Genomic DNA, 22,186 nt, shown 5'->3' on the forward strand with positions numbered 1-22,186 from the left:
GAGACACCTCATTGGGATGACAGCAAGGGCGGGCGGCGCAGCAAGCCATGCACCGGACCGAAGATCACGGACAGCAGGTACCCGCCGCCAGCCACCAGCACAATCGCCGGGCCACTGGGCAGTGAGTAGTAGAACGAGAGCAACAAGCCAAGCCACACCGACAGGCATCCCAGCACTGCCGATACTGCGATCAGCACCGGCAAGCGCCGGCTCCAGAAGCGGGACGCGATGGCCGGCAACATCATCAAACCCACCACCATCAGCGCGCCGATGGCCTGGAAACCGATCACCAGGTTCAGCACCACCAGGGTCAAAAACAGCCCGTGGGCCAACGGGCCGAGGCGGCTGACGGTTTGCAGGAACAGCGGGTCGAGGGTGTCCAGCAGCAGCGGTTTGTAGATCAGCACCATGGCGACCAGGCTGAAACCGGAGACCCAGAGCATGCCGGTCAAGGTGGTTTCGTCGACGGCCAGGGCCGAGCCGAATAGCAGGTGCAGCAGGTCCAGGCGCTTGCCGGCAAGGCCGAGGATCAGCACACCGGCGGCGAGAGAGATGGGGTAGATGGCGGCCAGGCTGGCGTCTTCGCGCAGGCCGGTGCGACGGGTGATCCACGCGGCCAACCCCGCCATGCTCAGGCCGGCGCCGAGGCCGCCGATGGTCAGCGCGGGCAGGCTCAGGCCGGCGAACCAGAAACCCAGGGCGGCACCGGGCAGGATGCCGTGGGCGACGGCGTCACCGATCAGGCTCATGCGCCGCAGGATCAGGAACACCCCCAGCGGCGCGGTGCTGCAAGCGAGCACCAGGCCGCCGATCAAGGCGCGGCGCATGAACACGAAGTCGAGAAACGGCATCCACAGGTGGGCGGTGAAGTGCATCAGGCCACCTGCATGTGCGGTTGCGGGCGGATCAGTTCTTTGCTCGGCCCGAACCGGCAGCCCGTGCTTTTGATCTGCACCACTTGCTGGGTGTGTTGACGCACGGAGGCCAAGTCATGACAGACCACGACCACCGTGCGGCCCTCGTCATGCCAGGCGTGGATATGTTTCCAGCACAGGGCCTGGCCGTCTTCGTCGAGGGCGGCGTGGGGTTCGTCGAGCAGCAACACCGGCGCTTCGGCCAGGCTCATGCGGGCGAGCAGGGCGCGTTGCAGTTCGCCGCCGGACAAGGCCATCAACGGGCGCTGTTCCAGGCCGCTGAGGCACCAGTCTTCCAACACGGCGTGCAGGCGTTCGCTGCGTTGTTGCGGGGTGAGTCGGGTGCCCCAGAAACCGGCGGCGACCAGCTCTTGCAAGCTGATGGGGAACTGCCGATCGAGGTGTTGTTGCTGGGGCAGGAAGGACACGCCGCCGCGACGCGGCACATCCACGCGGATTTTGCCCGCCAGCGGTTTTTGCAGGCCGGCGATGACTTTGAGCAGGCTGCTTTTACCGCAGCCGTTGGGGCCGATCACGCCAGTAAGGCTGCCGGTTTCCAGGGTGAAGTCCACGGCGGGTGTCAGGGGTTGGCCGGGGGCACCCCAGCGCAAAGCGGTGCAGGTGATCATGCTGAGTGTCTCGTCCAACGGCTTTCAGCCACGGCATCGTGCGCGTGCAGGCTTTCGGCGTGGATCACTTTGAGGTGGAAGGCTTGGACGGCATCCGAGCGTTTCAAGGCGAGGTTCAGGCGGCGGGCGGCGTCTTCGCAGAACATCAGGTTCTGTCCGTTGGCCAGGGCGAAGGCTTGTTCGTCCGCACGTTTCACCGCGGTTTGCACGGCGGTGCCGAGGGCGGCTTCGGCGGTATTGATCAACTCGGTCAGCGCCAGCTGCTCGCCGCGCAACTGGACACGTAGTTGCGCGCTGCTGCGCTGGCTGTGGGGCGTGGCGACGATGCCGTTGGCGCTGCCGAGCCAGGTCAGCACATCGGCATGCTGCAACGGCGTGTTGCCGAAATCTTCGAGAAATTGCTGCTGAATCAACTGCCTGGCGAGGGCCGCCGAGCACGGGCAGGTTGAGGAATAAGTCACCTCAATGTTTAGTTCCACGTGGAACATCTGGTTTTCCACGCGCGCTTCGATACTCACCGGGTAGCCCTTCCAGCCAGCCAGTGGGCTGACCAATGCCGGGCGCTTGAGCAGCAGATCGGTGTGGATACGCAGGTAGGCGTTATTAGATAAACCTTCATGACTGTCGAGAAAACGCTGCAGTACCTTACGCAGAAGTGCCGGAGTCAGTGGCTGCTGGTCGAGCATCTCCAGCGCCAGGTACAGGCGCGACATATGAATGCCACGGGCGGCACCGTCGTCCAGGCTGACGCCGGCATCGGCCGTGGCGGCGAGGCGTTGGTCGTCGATCAAAATAGGCAAGGCGATGCCGCACATGCCCACCCAATCGAGCGGCAAGGCTTGGCGTGAAGCCTGCGCGGCGATATCCGGCAGAGTCAGCGCATTCATGAGCAGGTCCATCGTTGGCGATAAAAAAGACATGTTATATTATAACGATTGAGTCGACGATGAATTTTCTGCTCCGGCCTTTTTTCAGTCATGTCGAGTAAGGACGCTCCTTTATTTGCGGTATTTGTCATGCACAGACGTCAGCTCCTCAACCTGCTCCTGGTCAGCCCGCTGTTCACCTTGCCCTTCACCGCGTCGGCCACGCAGATTCGCAACGCCCGCCTGTGGCGCTCGGACGACAAGCTGCGGCTGGTGTTCGACCTCAGTGGCCCGGTGAACTACAAGACTTTTTCCCTGACCGCGCCGGAACGCCTGATCATCGACCTGAGCGGCGCCGGGCTCAGTGGCGACTTCTCTCAGTTGGTCTTGAAAAACAGCGGGATCACCTCGATTCGCTCTGGGCACTTCGGCAAGGCGGATACGCGCATCGTGCTGGACCTCGCCACACCGATGCAGCTCACCAGCTTTTTGTTGCCGCCCCAGGATGGGCAAGGGCACCGCCTGGTGCTTGATCTCACCAGCGCCACCCAGGTGCCTCACCCGATAGCGGCCGCACCCCGGCCGCTGGTCGACAGGGCGCACCCCAAGCGCGACATCATCGTGGTGGTCGACCCCGGCCACGGCGGCAAGGACCCCGGCGCTATTGGTTCCAAGGGCCAGCGCGAAAAAGACGTGGTGCTGTCCATTGCCCAATTGCTGGCCAAACGCTTGAAGCGCGAGAAAGGTTTCGATGTGAAGCTGGTGCGCAACGATGACTTCTTCGTGCCGCTGCGCAAGCGCGTGGAGATCGCCCACAAACACAACGCCGACATGTTTATCTCGGTGCATGCGGATGCGGCACCACGGATCAGCGCGTCGGGGGCTTCGGTGTATGCCTTGTCCGAAGGCGGTGCCACCTCGGCCACGGCGCGGTTCATGGCGCAACGGGAAAACGGCGCCGACCTGCTGGGCGCCACCAGTCTGCTGAACCTCAAGGACAAGGACCCGATGCTGGCCGGGGTAATTCTCGACATGTCGATGAACGCCACCATCGCTTCCAGCCTGCAACTGGGCAGCTCGATCCTGGGTAGCCTGGAAGGCATCACCTCGTTGCATCAGAAGCGTGTGGAACAGGCCGGGTTCGCGGTGCTCAAGTCACCGGATGTACCGTCGATCCTGGTGGAGACCGGGTTTATCTCCAATGCGCGGGACAGTGCGCGGCTGGTCACGGCGCGGCATCAACAGGCGGTGGCGGAGGGTTTGTTCCTCGGCCTGCAGCGCTATTTCCAGAAGAACCCGCCGGTGAACAGCTACATGGCTTGGGTCCAGGAACAGAAACACAACCAGGCCTAACAGCCGGTCACACGGCTGCAGGTGAACGTGGCGCTGGCGCCACCGGAGCTGGAAAACCGGTTGATTGTGGTCCAGCCCACACGCCGCGTGTAGCCGACCCACGCTTCACCGTCCGAGGCCAAGCCGGTGAAGAACGTCAGTTGCCCGTAGCGGCTGTTGGTTTGCGCCCAATAGCGCCTGCCGATCGCCTCGAAACCGCGCAGATACGTGGTGCTGCCAACCGTCGCCACGCTGTAGGCATTGCCCAGCGGATCGACGCAGGCCAGCAGGTTGGCGCTGCGCGTGCAATTGGCCGACAGACTCGGCACTTGGGCGCAGGCCTGGGTCGTGATGAGCAACAGCAGGCTGCACAGTAGATATTTCATAGGGTTTCTCGACGTAGACAGGCGCCAGCATTGCTCCGTTGGTCATGATGAGCAAGCGGGGGATTGGCTTATTTGTGTTGTTATAATATAACATTAAGTACAGCCCGGCTTGAACGGGCGGCCTGATGAGAATGACCTGATGCCCAATCGTCTCCCCGTTACCGTGTTGTCCGGCTTTCTCGGCGCCGGTAAAAGTACGCTGCTCAACTATGTCCTGCGCAACCGCGACAACCTGCGGGTGGCGGTGATCGTCAACGACATGAGCGAAATCAACATCGACGGCGGTGAGGTGCAGCGCGACGTCACCCTCAACCGCGCCGAAGAAAAACTGGTAGAGATGAGCAACGGCTGCATCTGCTGCACCTTGCGTGAAGACCTGCTCGAAGAGGTCGGAAAACTCGCCAGGGACGGTCGCTTCGATTACCTGTTGATCGAATCCACCGGCATCTCCGAGCCGTTGCCCGTGGCCGAAACCTTCACCTTTCGCGATGAAAACGAGCAGAGCCTGGCCGATATCGCGCGCCTGGACACCATGGTCACCGTGGTCGACGGCATGAACTTCCTGCTCGACTATCAGGCCGCCGAAAGCCTCGCGTCGCGGGGCGAAACCCTTGGCGAAGAAGACGAACGCTCGATCACCGACCTGTTGATCGAACAGATCGAATTTGCCGACGTCATCCTGATCAGCAAAATCGACCTGATCGGCCGCCACGAGCGTGAGGAACTGATGGCCATCCTCGAACGCCTGAATGCCCAGGCCGAGATCATTCCGATGGTCATGGGCGAAGTGCCGCTGAACAAAATCCTCAACACCGGCCGCTTCGACTTCGAACGCGCCGTCCAGGCCCCCGGCTGGCTGCAGGAATTGCGCGGCGAGCATGTGCCGGAAACCGAAGAGTACGGCATCGCCTCCACGGCTTACCGCGCGCGCCGTCCGTTCCATCCGCAGCGCTTTTTCGAGTTTATCGACCGCCCTTGGGTGAACGGCAAACTCCTGCGCTCCAAGGGCTTTTTCTGGCTGGCCAGCAAGCCGCAGGACGCCGGCAGTTGGTCCCAGGCCGGCGGCCTGATGCGCCATGGTTTTGCCGGACGTTGGTGGCGTTTTGTGCCGAAAAGCCAGTGGCCGCAGGACGAAGAAAGCGTCGCCGCGATCATGGGCCACTGGCAAGCAAGCACCGGCGATTGCCGTCAGGAACTGGTGTTCATCGGGCAGAACATCGACTTCGCGCAGATGCTTACCGAACTGGACGCCTGCCTGCTGACCGATGAAGAAATGGCCCTGGGCGTCGACGCATGGCGCTTGCTGGCCGATCCTTTTGGCCCTTGGTATGAAGAGGCGGCCGCCTGATGCTGGCACCGCTCATCCCCCTGCGCCCGGTGATCCGCCAGACCTGCGGCGACACCCCGCTGGCGCTGTCCGAGATTCTCGAAGACGGCGTCAACCTGGCGCTGTGGCAGCGCCAATTGCCGTTGCACATCGCCGAGTTCGGCGCCTTGCTGGTGGCGCTCGACGAGCCGTTGGCCGAGTCGCTGGTCATCGAGTTGGCCAGCGACGACGCGGTGCCGAACGTGCAGGGATTAGCCGCCTGCTGCCGCGATCTTGAGGGTTACGAAGGGTTTATCGCCGATGTGTCGTGGCTGATCGGCGCGTTTGCCTGCCTGCTCGGTGCCCGTCGGATCGGCGTGCGTTTGCGCCTGTTGGACAAAGCCATGTGCCCGCGCTTTCACGTCGACCATGTGCCCGTGCGCCTGATCACCACGTATGCCGGCATCGGCAGCCAATGGTTGCGCGAAGGTGTGATGGACCGCCGCCAGTTGGGCCAGGCGGATGCCGAGCCCAGCGAGCGTATCGAGCAGATTCACTGCGGCGAAGTGGCGTTGCTCAAAGGGACGAAGTGGCATGGCAACGAAGCTCACGGCCTGATTCACCGCTCGCCGCAGCTTAAAGCCGATGAGCGACGGTTAATTCTGACGCTGGATTGGCTGGCATAACCGCGTAGGATCAAACGCTCTACACGGCTTGAATGATGCCCTCTATGCTGCAGAACATTCCTACTCATGTGATTGCCGGGCCCCTGGGCGCCGGCAAGACCAGCCTGATCAAACACCTGCTCGCCCAACGCCCGGCCAACGAGCGCTGGGCGGTGTTGATCAACGAATTCGGGCAGATCGGTCTGGATGCGGCCTTGCTGACCCAGGCCGACGACGGCATTGCCCTGGGCGAAGTGGCGGGTGGCTGCTTGTGCTGTGTGAATGGTGCGCCGTTCCAGGTCGGACTGGGTCGCTTGCTGCGTAAGGCCAAGCCGGACCGCCTGTTTATCGAGCCTTCGGGGCTCGGGCACCCGGTGCAGGTGCTCAAGCAATTGCGCGAGGCGCCATGGCAGGATGTGCTCGCGGTTCAGCCCTGCGTGCTGGTGCTGGATGCGCAAGCCCTGGCGGCGGGCAAACCATTGCCGGAGGCGCAGCGCGAAGCACTCGCCAGCGCCGGCCTGTTGGTCCTGAACAAGGATGAGACGTTGGACGCCGCACAGCGCGAGGCGATCGAACGACAGTTAGTCGAGGTTCCGTTTTACTGGACGCGTCAGGCGCAATTGCCACTGCAGCTTTTGCCAGGCCTGAACGCACAGGCTGCAGCGGCTGTGGATAACTTCGTGGCGCCCAAGGGCGTGGCGCAAATGCCGGCGGTGTGGAGCGATCCTGCGTTGCCGATCTGCTTGAGCCAGGCCCAGGAGGGCGGCTGGAGCATCGGTTGGCGCTGGCATCCGAGCCAGTCATTCGATCACCAGCGCCTGGCGCAATGGCTGACACACCTGGATTGGCGCCGCGCCAAACTGGTTATCCACAGCACCGACGGCTGGATCTCCGGCAACGCTGTGGATAACAGCCCACTCGTCTGGCAACCCAGCGAATGGCGGCGTGATTCGCGTATCGAACTGATTTTCAGCGCGCCACAGGACGTGGCCGCGCTACAGCAGGCGCTGGCCGCCTGCCGTCATTGACGGTGCTTGGCGTGGTCCTGGCGCCACTGGCTGAGTTCGATCACGTCGGCGCTGGGTAGCGGCGTCTTGATTTCGAACGGGTAGGGCGCCAGTTCGATCTGCGCGCTGTGGGCGCCGAACTGGGTGATGGTCCCGGGGTGGCGGGTTTCGCCGGTCACGGTGAATTCGAAATTGTAGATGCGCGCCAGGCGTCGCCGTCCTTTGGCATCCTTCACAAAACCGATGCGCTTCAAGGCCACGGCACCGTCGAGCAACTCGATATCGAGCTTGGCGCAATGCTGCTTGACCCGCTCCAACGCGCGCTCGCGCAGGCCGTGGTTGTGCCATACCCAGGCGGCGCCGGTCGCCAGCAGCATCAACACGAAGATGTTTCCCAGGGTCAGCATGCGAAAAAAACTCCAACGAAGTGAGAGCAGCTTAACTGTGTCGTTAGCCTGTCGTACAGGCTGTGTTTGGTCGCATACTGCGCGACCAGAATTTCAATGGTTTTACGGAAATCCCCTGCATGAAACGCACACCTCATCTGCTTGCGATCCAGTCTCATGTGGTCTTTGGCCACGCCGGAAACAGCGCCGCCGTGTTCCCCATGCAGCGGGTCGGGGTGAACGTGTGGCCGCTCAACACGGTGCAATTCTCCAACCACACCCAGTATGGCCAGTGGACGGGCGAAGTGTTAGCGCCGCAGCAGATTCCAGCGCTGGTGGAGGGTATTGCGGCCATTGGTGAATTGGGCAACTGCGACGCCATTCTCTCTGGCTACCTCGGCAGCGCGGCCCAGGGCCGGGCGATCCTCACCGGCGTGGCGCGGATCAAGGCGATCAACCCCAAGGCCCTGTACCTGTGCGACCCGGTGATGGGCCACCCGGAAAAGGGCTGCATCGTGCCGCAGGAAGTCAGTGATTTTCTGTTGGACGAAGCCGCTGCCATGGCCGACTTCCTGTGCCCCAACCAGCTGGAACTGGACAGCTTTTCCGGGCGCAAGCCGCAATCGCTGTTCGACTGCCTGGGCATGGCCAAAGCCCTGCTGGCACGCGGGCCCAAGGCCGTGCTGGTCAAGCACCTGGATTACCCGGGCAAATTGCCGGAAGGCTTTGAGATGCTGCTGGTGACAGCCGAAGGCAGCTGGCACCTGCGTCGGCCGCTGCTGGCGTTTCCCCGCCAGCCGGTGGGCGTGGGCGACCTGACCTCAGGGTTGTTCCTGGCGCGGGTATTGTTGGGCGACAGCCTGGTGGCCGCTTTCGAGTTCACCGCGGCGGCGGTGCATGAAGTGCTGTTGGAAACCCAGGCCTGCGCCAGTTATGAACTGGAGCTGGTGCGTGCCCAGGATCGCATCGCCCATCCTCGCGTGCGTTTCGAGGCCACGCCGATCGGCCTGTAACTACACAAAACCCAACGTGGGAGGGAGCAAGCCCCCTCCCACATTTTGCTTGGGTATACAGCCTGGTGCTTACAGCGCGTCGGCTTTGATTTCCTGGTAGCGCTTTTCCAACTCCTGGCGGATCTGCCGGCGTTGCTGCGCCTGCGCAAACCGGCGGCGGTCTTCGCTGTTGTGCGGTTGCAGTTGCGGCACGGCGGCGGGTTTGCGCTGGTCGTCCACGGCGACCATGGTGAAGAAGCAACTGTTGGTATGGCGCACAGAGCGCTCGCGGATGTTTTCGGTCACCACCTTGATGCCCACCTCCATCGAGGTGTGGCCGGTGTAGTTGACCGATGCGAGGAAGGTCACCAACTCGCCGACGTGGATCGGTTCACGAAAAATCACTTGGTCCACCGACAAGGTCACGACATAACGCCCGGCATAACGGCTCGCGCAGGCGTAGGCCACTTCGTCGAGGTACTTGAGCAGGGTGCCGCCATGGACATTGCCTGAGAAGTTGGCCATATCAGGGGTCATCAGTACCGTCATCGACAGCTGGGCGTTTCCGGGTTCCATAGCACACTCACGGGTTAGGCATTGGTGGGGAGGCACCTCTGTGGATGCTCGAGTCATTGCAGCGCCATCTCTTACGGGACGCCGGCGGGCGGCTTGCCGTCACGCCTGCAGCGATCTGTTTCCATATATTGCACCGGCTTTTCGGCGGAAGTCGCGGTGTTAACCTTCAAAAGCCTTTCTAAGGGCATTTCTTACGATCAAGGCAGACTTTTCCTTCCGCTCTTTACGAAGTTTCAAAGGCGCGGTGGACGTGGGAAAAGCGCCAGTACCCTCAAGGAGCCCCTCGCCATGCACGCCATCAGCTTTATCCAGGATCTGGCCGTGATCATGTTGGTGGCTGGGGTCGTGACTATCCTGTTTCATCGCCTCAAGCAGCCGGTGGTGCTCGGTTACATCGTCGCCGGGTTCATCATCGGCCCCCACACGCCGCCGTTCGGCCTGATCCACGATGAAGACACCATCAAGACCCTCGCCGAACTGGGGGTGATCTTCCTGATGTTCTGCCTGGGCCTGGAGTTCAGCCTGCGCAAGCTGTTCAAGGTGGGAGCCACGGCGTTTATCGCGGCCTTCCTGGAAATCGTGCTGATGATCTGGATCGGCTACGAGATCGGCCGCTGGTTCGACTGGAACACCATGGACTCGCTGTTCCTCGGCGCGATCCTGGCGATTTCCTCGACCACCATCATCGTCAAGGCGCTCAACGACCTGAAGATGAAAGACCAGCGCTTCGCCCAACTGATTTTCGGCGTGCTGATCGTCGAGGACATCCTCGGCATCGGCATCATCGCCTTGCTGTCGAGCATCGCCGTCAGTGGCACGGTCAGCTCCGGCGAGGTGTTTTCCACGGTCGGCAAGCTCTCGCTGTTCATGATCGTCGCGCTGGTCATCGGGATTTTGCTGGTGCCGCGCTTGCTGGCCTACGTGGCCAGGTTCGACAGCAATGAAATGCTGCTGATCACCGTGCTGGGCCTGTGCTTCGGTTTTTGCCTGCTGGTGGTCAAGCTGGAATACAGCATGGTGCTGGGGGCGTTCCTGATCGGCGCGATCATGGCCGAATCCCGCCAGTTGATTAAGATCGAGCGCCTGATCGAGCCGGTTCGCGACATGTTCAGCGCAATCTTCTTTGTCGCCATTGGCTTGATGATCGACCCGCAGATCCTGCTGCAATATGCCTGGCCGATTGCCGTGATCAGCGTGGCCGTGGTGCTGGGCAAGATGTTGTCCTGCGGCATGGGCGCATTTATCGCCGGCAATGACGGCCGCACGTCGTTGCGCGTTGGGATGGGGCTGTCACAAATTGGTGAGTTTTCCTTCATCATCGCGGCGCTCGGCATGACCTTGCAGGTGACCAGTGACTTCCTCTACCCGGTGGCGGTCGCGGTGTCGGCGATCACCACATTGCTCACCCCATACCTGATTCGCGGCGCCGACCCATTGTCGCTGAAGATTGCCGCCGTGATGCCCAAGCGCATGAGCCGGGTATTTGGCCTCTATGGCGAATGGCTGCGCAGCATTCAGCCCCACGGCGAGGGGGCGCTGCTAGCGTCGATGATCCGCAAAATCGTGCTGCAAGTGGGGGTGAACCTGGCGCTGGTGGTGGCGATCTTCTTTACCGGCAGTTACTTCGCGCTGCGTATCGGCGGGTATCTGGAGGGCTGGATCAGTGATCCAAGCTGGCAGAAGGCGTTGATCTGGGGCGCGGCGTTGCTGTTGTCGCTGCCGTTCCTGATTGCGGCGTACCGCAAGCTCAAGGCGCTGTCGATGCTGCTGGCGGAGATGAGCGTCAAGCCGGAAATGGCCGGGCGGCATACCCAGCGCGTGCGTCGGGTGATCGCCGAGGTGATCCCGATTTTGTCGCTGCTGGTGATCTTCCTGCTATTGGCGGCGTTGTCGGCGAGTATTCTGCCGACCAACAAGTTGCTGGTGCTGATCGCCGTGGTCGCGGCGGCGGTGGCGGCCGTGCTCTGGCGGTGGTTCATCCGCGTGCATACGCGGATGCAGGTCGCTTTGCTGGAGACTCTGGATAACCACAAGGATACGCCGGAACACTGAGGAGGCTGGGCCGCCCCGCGCGCGAGCCGCAGGTGTCAGCTTTCCAGCCAGACGTCCCGTGCCCAGTGCCACACCGACTCCCAGGTTTCTTCGGTGACGAGTTCTTCTTCGGCGCACCACAGCACCACGGTGCCGTCTTCTTCGACGCAGTAGTAGTCGTCGCCGTCCTGGCAGATCGGGATCATGCTGCGGTCAACACCGGCATCCCAGGCGTTGGCTGCCACATCCGGCAGGTAGGTGTGGGACTGCGGGTCGGTGACGGTCACCGGTTCCAGGCTGCCGTACACCACATCGCTGACGGTTAGCAGGAATTCGCGGAAGACAAACGGGATGTCGATGAACAGCTGTTCCTCGATTTCCACCAGTTGGTCTTCATCAGGCAGTTCCAGAGGAACCGGAACCGGTTCGTTGGCTTCACGCAATTGTTCGATGACTTCTTCCACGGCCGGGATCCTCTTGCTAGATGGCGCGGTTTACAGGGGCGTTTTATACAGTAGCTCGCTATAAGTGCAACCGTGAAATAGAAAACCCCGGAACATGTCCGGGGTTTTGCTTACGGCTTGTTCAAGCGTGTGGCTATCAGCCGTTCTGGCGGATACCGGCGACCAGCCAAGGCTGGTTGTCGCCTTGGGCGCGTTCCATGTTCCAGCTTTCGCTGAACACTTCGCCCTGGTCGAAACGCGAGGTCTTCGACACACCGCTGAACGTCAGGGTGGCGATGGTCTTGTCGGCGCGATCGTCCACACCTTCGAGCTGCACGCGCAGGTCGTCGATGTAGGTCGACTGGAAGCCGTCGCCCAGATCGGCGCGTTCGCGCTTGAGGAACTCGAGCAGTTGCGGGGTCACGAACTCGGAGATTTTATCCATTTCGTTGGCGTCCCAGTGCTGCTGCAGGGACTGGAAGTGGCTGCGGGCCGCTTCGACGAAACGCTCTTCGTTGAACCAGGCTGGCGCATTGATCACCGGGCGGGCAGCAGCAGGCGCGGCCGAACCACCGAAGATCGAACCCATGGCTGGCTTCTGCTCGAACACTTCACGCTGCATCGGCGCGCCGGCTGGAGCCATGTGCTCCTGCTGCTTGCGACGACGGGCGGCGATGAAGCGGAAGATCAGGAAGGCGATGACCGCCATGATCAGAATGTCGAAGATCTGCATGCCCTGGAAGCCGCCGCCCATGAACATGGATGCGAGCAGGCCACCGGCGGCGATACCGGCCAGAGGGCCCAACCAGCGCGAAGCACCGCCGGCCTTGGCGGCTGCGCCTGCAGCACCGGCCGCGCCTGCAGTGGCGGCAGCACCGCCGACGCCAGCGGACGGAGCCATTTGGCTGGTCTGGTGAGTTGGTGCCGAGCCTATGCTTTTGCCGCCACCGAAGCGTTTGGCGTTGGCATCGAGGCTCATCGTCAGGCCAATGCACAGCGCCATGGCGATGCTAAGAAAACGTTTCATAAAGGGAATTCCCATTTGTGGATTGCACGCGCGCCATGTTGCACAGGTGTCGTGACAGTGGCTAGCGACATAATGTTTCGGGCTTTTGCGTAAGACAGAATCCGAAGAGTCTGTAGGACTAGTTACAGATATTGGCCCGCGCGCATCAAAAACAAGGGTGGACGCGAAACCTTCATGCTGAACCGTCCTTCTGTCTGTAGGAGCGAGCTTGCTCGCGAAGATCGCCAACGATAACGCGGGCATCCTGGATGAGACGCGTTGTCTGAGGGTTTTTCGCGAGCAAGCTCGCTCCTACAGGGGGAAGGGGTCAGCGTGTCAGACCGCTTCGAGCTTCGCGTAACCCATCATCAGCCACTTGCTGCCCTCGGCGAAGTTCACCTGCACCCGTGCCTGGGCGCCGGCGCCTTCGAAGTTGAGGATCACCCCTTCGCCGAAGATCGCATGCTTGACCTGCTGGCCAAGGCTGAACGGGGTTTCCGGGATCTCGGAACCGGCAAACAGGCTGCTGGAGTTCTGCTGCTGGCCGCCGCCGAACGGGCGACTGACGCTGTTGGACAGGCGCACTTCCTGGATCAGCCCCTTCGGCACTTCCCGCACGAAGCGCGACACCTTGTTGTAGGTCTCGCTGCCATACAAGCGACGGGTCTCGGCGTAGGTCATCACCAGGTTCTGCATCGCCCGGGTAATGCCCACATAGGCCAGGCGGCGTTCTTCCTCAAGGCGGCCGGGCTCTTCCAGGCTCATCTTGTGGGGGAACAGGCCTTCTTCCATGCCCACCAGGAACACATACGGGAACTCCAGGCCCTTGGCGCTGTGCAAGGTCATCAGCTGGATGCTGTCTTCATGCTCATCGGCCTGGGTATCACCGGCTTCCAGCGACGCATGGCCGAGGAACGCGGCGAGCGGGGTCAGTTCTTCATCGGCCTCGGTGTTTTCAAACGCGCGGGCGGCGCTGACCAGTTCCTCAAGGTTTTCCACCCGGGCCTGGCCTTTCTCGCCTTTTTCCGCTTCGTGGTAGGCAATCAGCCCGGACTGCTCGATCACGGTCTGGGTCATCAAATGCAGGGGCATGTCCGCGCACTTGGCCGTCAGGTTCTCGATCAGCTCGACAAACACACCCAACGCCCCGGCAGCACGGCCGGTCAGGCCTTTATTGGCGATCAGCAAGCGCATGGCTTCCCACATCGACACATCGGCGTGGCGCGCATGGTCGCGAATCGCTTCAACGGTTTTTTCGCCGATGCCGCGGGCCGGGATATTGATCACCCGCTCCAGCGCCGCGTCGTTGCCGCGACCTTCCAGCAAACGCAGGTAGGCCATGGCGTTCTTGATTTCGGCGCGCTCGAAGAAGCGCTGGCCGCCGTAAATACGGTACGGGATGCGCTCGCGCAGCAAGGCTTCTTCCAGCACCCGCGATTGGGCGTTGGAACGGTACAGAATCGCGATGTCGCTGCGCGCCAGGCCGGTTTTCAATGCGCTTTCGATGGTTTCCACCACGTAGCGCGCTTCGTCGTGCTCGTTGAACGCCGCGTACAGGTTGATCGCTTCGCCTTCGCCGCCGTCGGTCCACAGCTCTTTGCCCAGGCGCCCGGTGTTATTGGCGATCAAGGCGTTGGCGGCCTTGAGGATCCCGGCGGTGGAGCGGTAGTTCTGCTCCAGGCGGATGGTGACCGCGTCCGGGAAGTCTTCGGAATACTGGTAGATGTTCTCGATTTTCGCGCCGCGCCAGCCGTAGATCGACTGGTCGTCGTCGCCCACCACCATCAGGCTGTCGCCGCCCTTGGCCAGCAGGCGCAACCAGGCGTACTGCACGGCGTTGGTGTCCTGGAACTCATCGACCAGGATGTGCCGGAAGCGTTTCTGGTAATGGGCCAGCAGGCCGGGGTTATCGCGCCACAGGTCGAGGGCGCGCAGCAGCAGCTCGGAGAAGTCGATCACGCCGGCGCGCACACAGGCCGCTTCGTAGGCTTCATAAATGCTGCGCATGGTGGCCAGGAACAAATCGCCGCTGGCCTGGATATGTTGCGGGCGTAGGCCTTCGTCTTTCTGGCCATTGATGAACCATTGGGCCTGGCGCGCCGGCCAACGCTGTTCGTCGAGGCCCAGCTCGCGGATCACGCGCTTGACCAGGCGTTGCTGGTCATCGCTGTCGAGGATCTGGAAGGTCTGGGCCAGACCCGCTTCCTGCCAATGCGCCCGCAGCAGGCGGTGCGCCAGGCCGTGGAAGGTGCCCACCCACATGCCGGCCGGGCTGATGCCCATCAACTGCTCGATGCGGTGGCGCATCTCGGCAGCGGCCTTGTTGGTGAAGGTCACCGACAGGATCGAATGCGGGGACGCGTTCTCGACCTGGATCAACCAGGCGATACGGTGTACCAGCACTCGGGTTTTACCGGAGCCAGCACCGGCCAGGACCAACTGACGGCCAACGGGGGCCGCTACGGCCTGGCGTTGGGCATCGTTGAGGGAATTCAGCAAAAGGGAGAGATCATCGCGCATCGGCGCATTCTATGGCCCGCGGGGGAGTGGGGCAAATCCCATTGGCGGATGGCCGACGGAAAACCTGCGGCGCGTGCCGGGGCGGGCACGCGTTCCGGCGGGGCTGATGACTGGTTGGTCATGGGCCACAGGCCGCGCCGCGTCTCGCTCAAGCCGTCTGGCCCCGAGGTTTGCGCGGTACGCCTCGCTGGTTTTTATGACGCGCAGCAGTTTGGCCCGAGCGCTTGCTTGTGTATGCTCCGTCGACGTTTCGGGCTCACCATTATAAGAACACTGCCTATGACCCTCAGCACCGACCTGTTTAGCCCCATGGCGGCGCCCGCGCAGGTTATCCGAAAACACTACGCTACCGAGATGGCGGTCGAACGCACGCGTCTGCTCTACCAGGGTTCGCTGCTGCCGACCTTATTGATGCTGGTCAACGGCCTGGTCTGCGCCTGGTTGATCTGGAACCCCAAACATTACCTGCTCGACAGCATCTGGCTGGTCTGGCTGCTGGCGCTGGTCGCGCTGCGCGTGATCCAGGTGGCCGCCTTCGACTCGGCGATGCCCAGCCGCCAGGCCCAACCGATCTGGCGGCGCATGTTCATGCTCGGCTCGGCGGTCAGCGGCCTGACCCTGGCCATCGCCGCCATCGCCCTGGTGCCGGCAGACAGCTTTACGCAGCAAGCCTGGGTGTTCGGCCTGATCGGCGCGGCGACGTTGTCCGCCAGTGTTGCCTATGCGGTGAGCCTGCCGGCGTTCCTGTCATTCGCGCTGCCGTGCCTGGTGCCGGCCATTGTCTATCTCTTCTGGAACGGCGCCGCGCAGCAACAGGGTTGGGGTGTACTCGGCCTGATCCTGCTGGCGTCCTTGAGTGTGGTGGCGTGGCAGGTCAACCGCCTGATCCAGCACGGGCTGTTGCGGCGCTTTCAGAACCAGGCGCTGATCGAGCATCTGCAACAGGCACAGCAGCGCAGTGAACAGTTGAATCAGGAGCTGGTGCGCGAAGTCGAGCAACGCCGCCAGGTCGAGCAGGAACTGCGCGAAGCGCAAATCGGCCTGCAGGACCGCGTGGCGCAACGCAGCCAGGAACTGGACGCCGCCAGCCTGGCCCTGAATAAAAGCGAAGCGCGCCTGGCGATGGCTCTGCAAGCCAGCGAACTGGGCCTGTGGGACTGGAATCTGCAAACCGACGAAGTCCACCACACCCAGCTCAAGGAACTGTTCGGCCTGGAGCCCGAGTTCGTCACGGCGATGCTCAGCCACCTCAAGCCGCGCCTGCACCCCGACGACTTGCCGCTGCTCAAGCGTGCCCTGGTGGAGCATCTCAAGGGCCGTAGCGAGGACTATCTGGTGGAATACCGGGTGCGCCATGGCGATGGCCACTGGGTGTGGATCGAAGACCGCGGCCGCGCCGTGGAGCGTGCGCCCAGCGGTCGCGTGACGCGCATGCTCGGCACGCGCCGCGACATCAGCGCAAGCAAGGCGCTGGAGGAACAGCAACGCCTGGCCTCGACCGTATTCGAAGCGGCCAGCGAAGGTATTGTGATCCTGGACCCGGACTACGCGCTGCTCGCCGTCAACCAGGCCTTCAGTCGCGTCACCGGCTTTGATATCGACGACATGCTCGGGCGCAATGTGGTGGAGTTGCCGTGCAGCCGCGACGCTCGGCGGCACTTTCCGCTGATCCGCCAGGCGCTGCTCAGTCACGGTACCTGGCAGGGCGAGCTGGTGGAAACGCGCAAGAACGGCGAACTGTACCCGCAGTGGCTGCAACTGAACGTGGTGCGCGATATTCGAGGAAACGTCAGTCATATCGTAGGCTTCTTCGCCGATCTCTCGGCGCGGCGTGAATCCGAGGAGCGCATGCGCTACCTCACGCACTATGACGAATTGACCGGCCTGGCCAACCGCTCGCTGTTTCGCGAGCGGCTGCGCGAAGCGCATCAGCGGGTGCGCCAGGGCGGGCGCAGCCTGGCGTTGCTGCATATCAACCTGGACCGTTTCAAGTTGCTCAACGACAGCCTGGGCCATGATGTCGCCGACCAATTGCTGCAAAAAATGGCGCGACGTTTGATCAATGCCCTGCCCGAGGCCGACACCATCGCGCGTTTGTCCGGGGATGAGTTCGCCGTGCTTTTCGATGCCTACGGCAACCTCTCAAGCCTGGCGCGGGTGGCCACGCGCCTGCTGGCCAAGTTGCGCGTGCCGGTGACGGTGGAAGGGCATGAATTGGTGGTCAGCGCCTCGATGGGCGTCAGCCTGCTTCCGGATAATGCGCGGGAAATTTCGGCGTTGGTTAGCCAGGCGAACATGGCCATGCAACACGCCAAACACCTGGGTGGGAATAATTTCCAGTTCTACACCGACAGTCTGCAAGCCAGCACCCTGGAGCGTTTGCAGCTGGAAAACCAGCTGCGCAAGGCCATCGACGAGCGCCAGCTGTCGGTGTTCTACCAACCGAAATTGTGCCTGGCTAGCGGCAAACTGAACGCCGCCGAGGCGTTGATTCGTTGGGAGCATCCGCAGTGGGGCACGGTGCCGCCAAGCGACTTCATCGGCCTGGCCGAAGAAACCGGCCTGATCGTGCCGTTGGGTGAATTCGTCCTGCGCCAGGCCTGCTGGCAGGCTTGTGAGTGGCAGCGTCAGGGGCTGGCGCCGATACGCGTGTCGGTGAACCTGTCGGTGCATCAACTGCGTCAAGGCAAGCTGGTCAGCCTGGTGCGCCAGGTGCTGGAAGAAACCGGCCTGGACCCGCAATACCTGGAGCTGGAGCTGACCGAAAGCCAGCTGCTCGACAGTGTCGAGCACATCATCGCCACCTTCCAGCAACTGCGCGATCTGGGGGTGAAGTTGGCCATCGACGATTTTGGCACCGGCTATTCGTCTCTCAGTTACCTCAAGCGCATTCCCGTGGACTACGTGAAGATCGACCAGACCTTCATCCGCGGCCTCGGCCAGGGGCGGGAAGACGCGGCCATTACCCGTGCGATCATCGCCATGGCCCACGGTTTGGCGCTCAAGGTGGTGGCCGAAGGCGTGGAAGATCAGCAGCAGCTGGATTTCCTGCGCCGGGAGCGTTGCGATGAGGTGCAGGGCTACTTGATCAGCCGGCCGATGAAGGCCGAAGGGCTGGCAGATTTGTTACGGAAGAATGCGGATTTTTCCTAGAGACGTGCCTTCAGCCTTTGTGGCTACAACTTGGCTGCCCTTAGATTCAAAGGGCAGCAGGGCGATTTAGTGATGCATCGGACGGGCAAAACGGCAATTCTTGTAGTATAACTACAAGCTTGCTACATCCCTGGCGTCTGCCAATAACAAGAGTCCTGTCCTTTGAACCTGTTGCAACATATCGCCCAGTCGCGCCACCTGTTACGCAAATCGGAACTCAAGGTTGCCGACCACGTGCTGCTTGACCCTGCGGCCGTAATGCACAGTTCCATGGCCGACCTGGCCCACAGCGTGGGCATCAGTGAGCCGACCATCGTGCGCTTCTGTCGTGCCATCGGTTGTTCCGGCTTCCAGGACCTGAAACTCAAGCTGGCCCAAAGCCTGGCCGCCGGCGCGAGCTTCGGGCAGTTTGCGATTCACGAAGACGATTCCGTCGCCGACTACAGCCTCAAGATCTTCGACACCACGCTGCACACCCTGATGGAAGTGCGCGAGAAGCTCGACCCGGTGGCGCTGCAAAAGGCCGTGACGGCGATGTCCCAGGCCCAGCGTGTCGAGTTCTACGGGTTTGGCGCGTCGGGTGCGGTGGCGGCCGATGCCCAGCACAAATTCTTCCGACTGCTGCTTACGGCGGCGGCCTACAGCGACCCGCACATGCAGGCGATGTCGGCCGTGACGTTGAAACCGACCGACGTGGCCATCTGTATTTCCCAGTCCGGCCGCTCCAAGGACTTGCTGATCACCGCCAACCTGGTACGTGAAAGCGGCGCCACGCTGATCACCCTGTGCCCGAGCCAGACGCCGTTGGCGGAACTGTCCACGGTCAACCTGGCGATCGATGTCCACGAAGACACCGAAATCTACACCCCGTTGACCTCGCGCATCGCCCACCTGGTGGTGATCGACGTGCTGGCGATGGGCGTGGCCATGGCGCGCGGGCCGAGCCTGGTCAACCACCTCAAGAGCGTCAAGCGCAGCCTGCGCAGCCTTCGTCTGTCGCCCAAGTCCGTCAAAGCCCTCGACGACTGAGCGCGATACAGCGATCCAAATGTGGGAGGGGGCTTGCTCCCGATAGCGGTGGTTCAGTCGCAGATGCATCGACTGGCACTCTGCCATCGGGAGCAAGCCCCCTCCCACATGTGCATGTCTCACCTGTCCAGAAGATTCATCGTCCTGTCATCCCCGCGCCGCCAAACCGTCATCCCTCGCGCCCATCCTGAACTCCCCGCACTCGCATTGGGAGACTCCAAATGGCCCGGCCCTACGAAGATAGCAACAGCTCCGTCAAGACCCGTCGTCAGCAGGAAGACCAGCGCCGCATGGCGTTCCGTCGCGCAATCGAAGACCGCTGTGATCAACGCCAATTGCTGCAAAGCATCACGGACTACCCGGAACTGCACTGGCAGGCACCCGCGGCTGCCCAGCGAAGCGCTCAGCCAGCGCGCTGATCTGCACCCGCTCGCTGCGGATAAAGCCTAGGAACGCATGGGCCACCGGTGACAGGCGCTTGGCCTTGGCCTGCACCAGGCACCAACTGCGGTACAGCGGCAGCTCTTCCACCGGCAGCTCCTTGAGCCCGCCGGTGGCCAGTTCCAGGTTCAGGGCGTGGCGTGTCAACAAGGCCACGCCCAACCCGGCCAACACGCATTCACGCTGCGCCTCGGCCGAGGCGACTTCCACCGTCTGGCTGAAGTGAACGCGTTTTTCCTTGAAGTACTCTTCGCAAGCCAGCCGCGTGCCGGAACCCGGTTCGCGCAGTAACAGCGTGTAAGGCTCCAGGTCGCGCAGGCGCAGCGCTCCTTGCTGGCTCAAGGGGTGGTCGGGCAGCGCCACGGCGACAATCGGGTTGTTGAGGAACGGCAGGAATTCGAGGCCCATGTCTTGGGGCACCATGGACATGATCACCAAGTCGTCACGGTTGTCCGACAGCCGGCGGATCACCTGGGCGCGGTTGACCACCGTCAGATGCAATTGCACCTCCGGATGCTGGCGCTTGAACGCGGCAAACAGGTGCGGCACGAAGTACTTGGCGCTGGACTCCACCGCCAGTTTCAGTTGGCCTTGCAGCGAGCCCTGCATGTCCGACAGCTGCATATCGAGGTTTTCCAGGCGTCCGAAAATATCGCGGCTGGCCCGTTGCAGCGCTTCGGCCGCCTCGGTCATGTAAAGTTTCTTACCTACGTAGTCGAACAGCGGCTGGCCGATCAGCTCTTCCAGCTGACGAATTTGCAGGCTGACGGCCGGCTGGGTGAGGGACATTTCCTCGGCCGCCCGGCTGTAGGAGCGCAAATCACACACCTCATTGAAGATCTGCAGTTGACGTAATGTCAGCCTCATCAATGACTTACGCATTTTTTCAAGCCTCTTGGCGGCGTCCGGTCCGCCAACTATAAGTCTTTACTTATGCATGACCCAATAATTATTGATTTTTGTTAATCCCTCAGCAGGCTTAGTGTGTGCCTCGCGACTGGCTTGAAACATTTAGTCACGCGCCGACCCGAGTCTAGCGGGTCGAAGAACGCAGCAATCGGCTCAAGGGAATTTCCAAGTGATAAAAAAGATCCTGATCGCCAACCGTGGTGAAATTGCCGTGCGAATCGTGCGTGCCTGCGCCGAGATGGGCATTCGCTCGGTCGCGGTCTATTCCGACGCCGACCGCCACGCGTTGCACGTCAAGCGTGCCGACGAGGCCCACAGCATCGGGGCCGAGCCCCTTGCCGGTTACCTGAACCCGCGCAAGCTGGTGAACCTGGCCGTGGAAACCGGTTGCGATGCGTTGCATCCCGGTTACGGTTTCCTCTCGGAAAACGCGGAACTGGCGGACATTTGCGCCGAACGTGGGATTAAATTCATCGGTCCATCCGCGGAAGTGATTCGCCGCATGGGCGACAAGACCGAAGCGCGCCGCAGCATGATCAAGGCCGGCGTACCGGTCACCCCCGGCACCGAAGGCAACGTCGCCGACATCGCCGAAGCCCTCACCGAAGGCGACCGCATCGGTTACCCGGTGATGCTCAAGGCCACCTCCGGTGGCGGCGGTCGCGGCATTCGTCGTTGCAACAGCCGTGAAGAACTCGAACAAGCCTTCCCCCGCGTGATCTCCGAAGCCACCAAGGCCTTCGGTTCGGCGGAAGTGTTCCTGGAAAAATGCATCGTCAACCCCAAGCACATCGAAGCGCAGATCCTCGGTGACAGCTTTGGCAACGTGGTGCATCTGTTCGAGCGCGATTGCTCGATCCAGCGCCGTAACCAGAAGCTCATCGAAATCGCCCCGAGCCCGCAACTGACCCCTGAACAGCGCGCCTACATCGGCGACCTGTCGGTGCGCGCAGCCAAGGCCGTGGGTTACGAAAACGCTGGCACCGTGGAGTTCCTGCTCGCCGAGGGCGAGGTGTACTTCATGGAGATGAACACCCGGGTGCAGGTGGAACACACGATCACCGAAGAAATCACCGGGATCGACATCGTTCGCGAGCAGATCCGCATCGCCTCGGGCCTGCCGCTCTCGGTGAAGCAGGAAGACATCCAGCACCGTGGTTTTGCGTTGCAGTTCCGGATCAACGCTGAAGACCCGAAGAACAACTTCCTGCCCAGCTTCGGCAAGATCACCCGCTATTACGCGCCCGGCGGCCCCGGCGTGCGTACCGACACGGCGATCTACACCGGCTACACCATCCCGCCGTTCTACGATTCCATGTGCCTGAAACTGGTGGTGTGGGCGTTGACCTGGGAAGAAGCCATGGACCGCGGCCTGCGTGCCCTGGATGACATGCGCCTGCAAGGCGTGAAGACCACCGCCGCCTACTACCAGGAAATCCTGCGCAACCCGGAATTCCGCAGCGGCCAGTTCAACACCAGTTTCGTGGAAAGCCACCCTGAGCTGACCAACTACTCGATCAAGCGCAAACCCGAAGAGCTGGCCCTGGCCATCGCCGCCGCCATCGCCGCCCACGCAGGCCTGTGAGGAATATAAC

Annotated in this window: 20 protein-coding genes; 10 read left to right on the top strand and 10 right to left on the bottom strand. The window is 62.1% G+C overall.

Annotated elements, in window-relative coordinates:
• Positions 1-8: 8 nt before the first annotated feature.
• The 3 genes from C8K66_RS20630 to folE2 are packed head-to-tail and all read right to left on the bottom strand — an operon-like array spanning position 9 to position 2,430.
• Positions 9-875 carry a metal ABC transporter permease gene (locus C8K66_RS20630; protein WP_017850048.1) on the bottom strand — a complete coding sequence of 289 codons (867 nt, stop codon included), beginning with the start codon at positions 873-875 and terminating at the stop codon, positions 9-11.
• Positions 875-1,543 carry a metal ABC transporter ATP-binding protein gene (locus tag C8K66_RS20635; protein ID WP_017850047.1) on the bottom strand — a complete coding sequence of 223 codons (669 nt, stop codon included), beginning with the start codon at positions 1,541-1,543 and terminating at the stop codon, positions 875-877. Before C8K66_RS20635 ends, C8K66_RS20630 begins: the two co-directional genes overlap by 1 nt.
• Complete coding sequence (gene folE2, locus C8K66_RS20640) at positions 1,540-2,430, bottom strand: GTP cyclohydrolase FolE2 (protein WP_017850046.1); 891 nt, start codon at positions 2,428-2,430, stop codon at positions 1,540-1,542. Before folE2 ends, C8K66_RS20635 begins: the two co-directional genes overlap by 4 nt.
• Positions 2,431-2,559: 129 nt before the next feature.
• Between folE2 and C8K66_RS20645 the strand changes: the two genes are divergently transcribed.
• Positions 2,560-3,762 (top strand): N-acetylmuramoyl-L-alanine amidase, encoded by a 1,203-nt coding sequence (locus C8K66_RS20645; RefSeq protein WP_108525799.1) that lies wholly within the window; start codon positions 2,560-2,562, stop codon positions 3,760-3,762.
• Here the strand turns inward: C8K66_RS20645 and C8K66_RS20650 are convergent.
• Positions 3,759-4,127 carry a glutamine synthetase gene (locus tag C8K66_RS20650; RefSeq protein WP_108525801.1) on the bottom strand — a complete coding sequence of 123 codons (369 nt, stop codon included), beginning with the start codon at positions 4,125-4,127 and terminating at the stop codon, positions 3,759-3,761. The genes C8K66_RS20645 and C8K66_RS20650 overlap by 4 nt on opposite strands.
• 139 nt (positions 4,128-4,266) lie before the next feature.
• On the opposite strand from C8K66_RS20650, the gene zigA reads away from it, so the two are divergent.
• The 3 genes from zigA to C8K66_RS20665 are packed head-to-tail and all read left to right on the top strand — an operon-like array spanning position 4,267 to position 7,126.
• A complete protein-coding gene (gene zigA, locus C8K66_RS20655; RefSeq protein ID WP_108525803.1) occupies positions 4,267-5,475 on the top strand; it encodes a zinc metallochaperone GTPase ZigA in 1,209 nt (402 codons plus the stop codon).
• Entirely contained in the window at positions 5,475-6,119 is a 645-nt protein-coding gene (locus C8K66_RS20660) for a DUF1826 domain-containing protein (RefSeq protein WP_057005203.1), read from the top strand. Before zigA ends, C8K66_RS20660 begins: the two co-directional genes overlap by 1 nt.
• Positions 6,120-6,163: 44 nt before the next feature.
• Entirely contained in the window at positions 6,164-7,126 is a 963-nt protein-coding gene (locus tag C8K66_RS20665) for a CobW-like GTP-binding protein (protein WP_108525805.1), read from the top strand.
• Here the strand turns inward: C8K66_RS20665 and C8K66_RS20670 are convergent.
• A complete protein-coding gene (locus C8K66_RS20670) occupies positions 7,120-7,512 on the bottom strand; it encodes a DUF3301 domain-containing protein (protein WP_017850040.1) in 393 nt (130 codons plus the stop codon). The two genes, C8K66_RS20665 and C8K66_RS20670, sit on opposite strands and share 7 nt — an antisense overlap.
• Before the next feature lie 119 nt (positions 7,513-7,631).
• Here C8K66_RS20670 and pdxY point away from each other — a divergent pair, with 119 nt between their 5' ends.
• Positions 7,632-8,504, top strand: a complete 873-nt coding sequence (pdxY, locus tag C8K66_RS20675) for a pyridoxal kinase PdxY (RefSeq protein WP_017850039.1) — start codon at positions 7,632-7,634, stop codon at positions 8,502-8,504.
• 69 nt (positions 8,505-8,573) lie between these two features.
• Here pdxY and C8K66_RS20680 read toward each other — a convergent pair whose 3' ends face one another.
• Positions 8,574-9,059 (bottom strand): acyl-CoA thioesterase, encoded by a 486-nt coding sequence (locus C8K66_RS20680; RefSeq protein WP_017850038.1) that lies wholly within the window; start codon positions 9,057-9,059, stop codon positions 8,574-8,576.
• A 288-nt stretch (positions 9,060-9,347) separates the two neighbouring features.
• Here C8K66_RS20680 and C8K66_RS20685 point away from each other — a divergent pair, with 288 nt between their 5' ends.
• The gene (locus C8K66_RS20685) at positions 9,348-11,111 is read left to right on the top strand and encodes a cation:proton antiporter (RefSeq protein WP_017850037.1); all 1,764 of its coding nucleotides are present in this window, start codon (positions 9,348-9,350) and stop codon (positions 11,109-11,111) included.
• Between the two features lie 35 nt (positions 11,112-11,146).
• Here the strand turns inward: C8K66_RS20685 and C8K66_RS20690 are convergent, their stop codons facing one another.
• The 3 genes from C8K66_RS20690 to uvrD form a co-directional block, all read right to left on the bottom strand.
• Positions 11,147-11,554: an SMI1/KNR4 family protein gene (locus tag C8K66_RS20690; RefSeq protein WP_046381602.1), complete on the bottom strand. Its 408-nt coding sequence runs from the start codon at positions 11,552-11,554 to the stop codon at positions 11,147-11,149.
• A 136-nt stretch (positions 11,555-11,690) separates the two neighbouring features.
• Entirely contained in the window at positions 11,691-12,560 is an 870-nt protein-coding gene (locus tag C8K66_RS20695) for a Tim44 domain-containing protein (protein WP_017850035.1), read from the bottom strand.
• A 315-nt stretch (positions 12,561-12,875) separates the two neighbouring features.
• Positions 12,876-15,059, bottom strand: a complete 2,184-nt coding sequence (gene uvrD, locus C8K66_RS20700) for a DNA helicase II (protein ID WP_057005204.1) — start codon at positions 15,057-15,059, stop codon at positions 12,876-12,878.
• A 279-nt stretch (positions 15,060-15,338) separates the two neighbouring features.
• On the opposite strand from uvrD, the gene C8K66_RS20705 reads away from it, so the two are divergent.
• From C8K66_RS20705 to C8K66_RS31365, 3 genes are all read left to right on the top strand, one after another.
• Complete coding sequence (locus C8K66_RS20705; RefSeq protein ID WP_017850033.1) at positions 15,339-18,212, top strand: EAL domain-containing protein; 2,874 nt, start codon at positions 15,339-15,341, stop codon at positions 18,210-18,212.
• Positions 18,213-18,374: 162 nt separating this feature from the next.
• Positions 18,375-19,241 carry a transcriptional regulator HexR gene (gene hexR, locus C8K66_RS20710; protein ID WP_017850032.1) on the top strand — a complete coding sequence of 289 codons (867 nt, stop codon included), beginning with the start codon at positions 18,375-18,377 and terminating at the stop codon, positions 19,239-19,241.
• 221 nt (positions 19,242-19,462) lie between these two features.
• Complete coding sequence (locus tag C8K66_RS31365) at positions 19,463-19,660, top strand: PA3496 family putative envelope integrity protein (RefSeq protein WP_079444958.1); 198 nt, start codon at positions 19,463-19,465, stop codon at positions 19,658-19,660.
• On the opposite strand, the gene C8K66_RS20720 is transcribed toward C8K66_RS31365, so the two are convergent.
• Complete coding sequence (locus C8K66_RS20720) at positions 19,590-20,564, bottom strand: LysR family transcriptional regulator (RefSeq protein WP_017850031.1); 975 nt, start codon at positions 20,562-20,564, stop codon at positions 19,590-19,592. The two genes, C8K66_RS31365 and C8K66_RS20720, sit on opposite strands and share 71 nt — an antisense overlap.
• A gap of 196 nt (positions 20,565-20,760) precedes the next feature.
• On the opposite strand from C8K66_RS20720, the gene C8K66_RS20725 reads away from it, so the two are divergent.
• The gene (locus C8K66_RS20725; RefSeq protein ID WP_003213442.1) at positions 20,761-22,176 is read left to right on the top strand and encodes an acetyl-CoA carboxylase biotin carboxylase subunit; all 1,416 of its coding nucleotides are present in this window, start codon (positions 20,761-20,763) and stop codon (positions 22,174-22,176) included.
• Positions 22,177-22,186 lie beyond the last annotated feature (10 nt).

The sequence above is a fragment of the Pseudomonas sp. GV105 genome (assembly GCF_003058185.1).
Taxonomy (GTDB): Bacteria; Pseudomonadota; Gammaproteobacteria; order Pseudomonadales; family Pseudomonadaceae; genus Aquipseudomonas; species Aquipseudomonas veronii.

Bases quoted from the DNA above. Each gene is read 5' to 3' on its own strand.
- C8K66_RS20630 (WP_017850048.1), bottom strand. From the start codon at position 875: ATGCACTTCACCGCCCACCTGTGGATGCCGTTTCTCGACTTCGTGTTC.
- C8K66_RS20635 (WP_017850047.1), bottom strand. From the start codon at position 1,543: ATGATCACCTGCACCGCTTTGCGCTGGGGTGCCCCCGGCCAACCCCTG.
- folE2 (WP_017850046.1), bottom strand. From the start codon at position 2,430: ATGAATGCGCTGACTCTGCCGGATATCGCCGCGCAGGCTTCACGCCAA.
- C8K66_RS20645 (WP_108525799.1), top strand. From the start codon at position 2,560: ATGCACAGACGTCAGCTCCTCAACCTGCTCCTGGTCAGCCCGCTGTTC.
- C8K66_RS20650 (WP_108525801.1), bottom strand. From the start codon at position 4,127: ATGAAATATCTACTGTGCAGCCTGCTGTTGCTCATCACGACCCAGGCC.
- zigA (WP_108525803.1), top strand. From the start codon at position 4,267: ATGCCCAATCGTCTCCCCGTTACCGTGTTGTCCGGCTTTCTCGGCGCC.
- C8K66_RS20660 (WP_057005203.1), top strand. From the start codon at position 5,475: ATGCTGGCACCGCTCATCCCCCTGCGCCCGGTGATCCGCCAGACCTGC.
- C8K66_RS20665 (WP_108525805.1), top strand. From the start codon at position 6,164: ATGCTGCAGAACATTCCTACTCATGTGATTGCCGGGCCCCTGGGCGCC.
- C8K66_RS20670 (WP_017850040.1), bottom strand. From the start codon at position 7,512: ATGCTGACCCTGGGAAACATCTTCGTGTTGATGCTGCTGGCGACCGGC.
- pdxY (WP_017850039.1), top strand. From the start codon at position 7,632: ATGAAACGCACACCTCATCTGCTTGCGATCCAGTCTCATGTGGTCTTT.
- C8K66_RS20680 (WP_017850038.1), bottom strand. From the start codon at position 9,059: ATGGAACCCGGAAACGCCCAGCTGTCGATGACGGTACTGATGACCCCT.
- C8K66_RS20685 (WP_017850037.1), top strand. From the start codon at position 9,348: ATGCACGCCATCAGCTTTATCCAGGATCTGGCCGTGATCATGTTGGTG.
- C8K66_RS20695 (WP_017850035.1), bottom strand. From the start codon at position 12,560: ATGAAACGTTTTCTTAGCATCGCCATGGCGCTGTGCATTGGCCTGACG.
- uvrD (WP_057005204.1), bottom strand. From the start codon at position 15,059: ATGCGCGATGATCTCTCCCTTTTGCTGAATTCCCTCAACGATGCCCAA.
- C8K66_RS20705 (WP_017850033.1), top strand. From the start codon at position 15,339: ATGACCCTCAGCACCGACCTGTTTAGCCCCATGGCGGCGCCCGCGCAG.
- C8K66_RS31365 (WP_079444958.1), top strand. From the start codon at position 19,463: ATGGCCCGGCCCTACGAAGATAGCAACAGCTCCGTCAAGACCCGTCGT.
- C8K66_RS20720 (WP_017850031.1), bottom strand. From the start codon at position 20,564: ATGCGTAAGTCATTGATGAGGCTGACATTACGTCAACTGCAGATCTTC.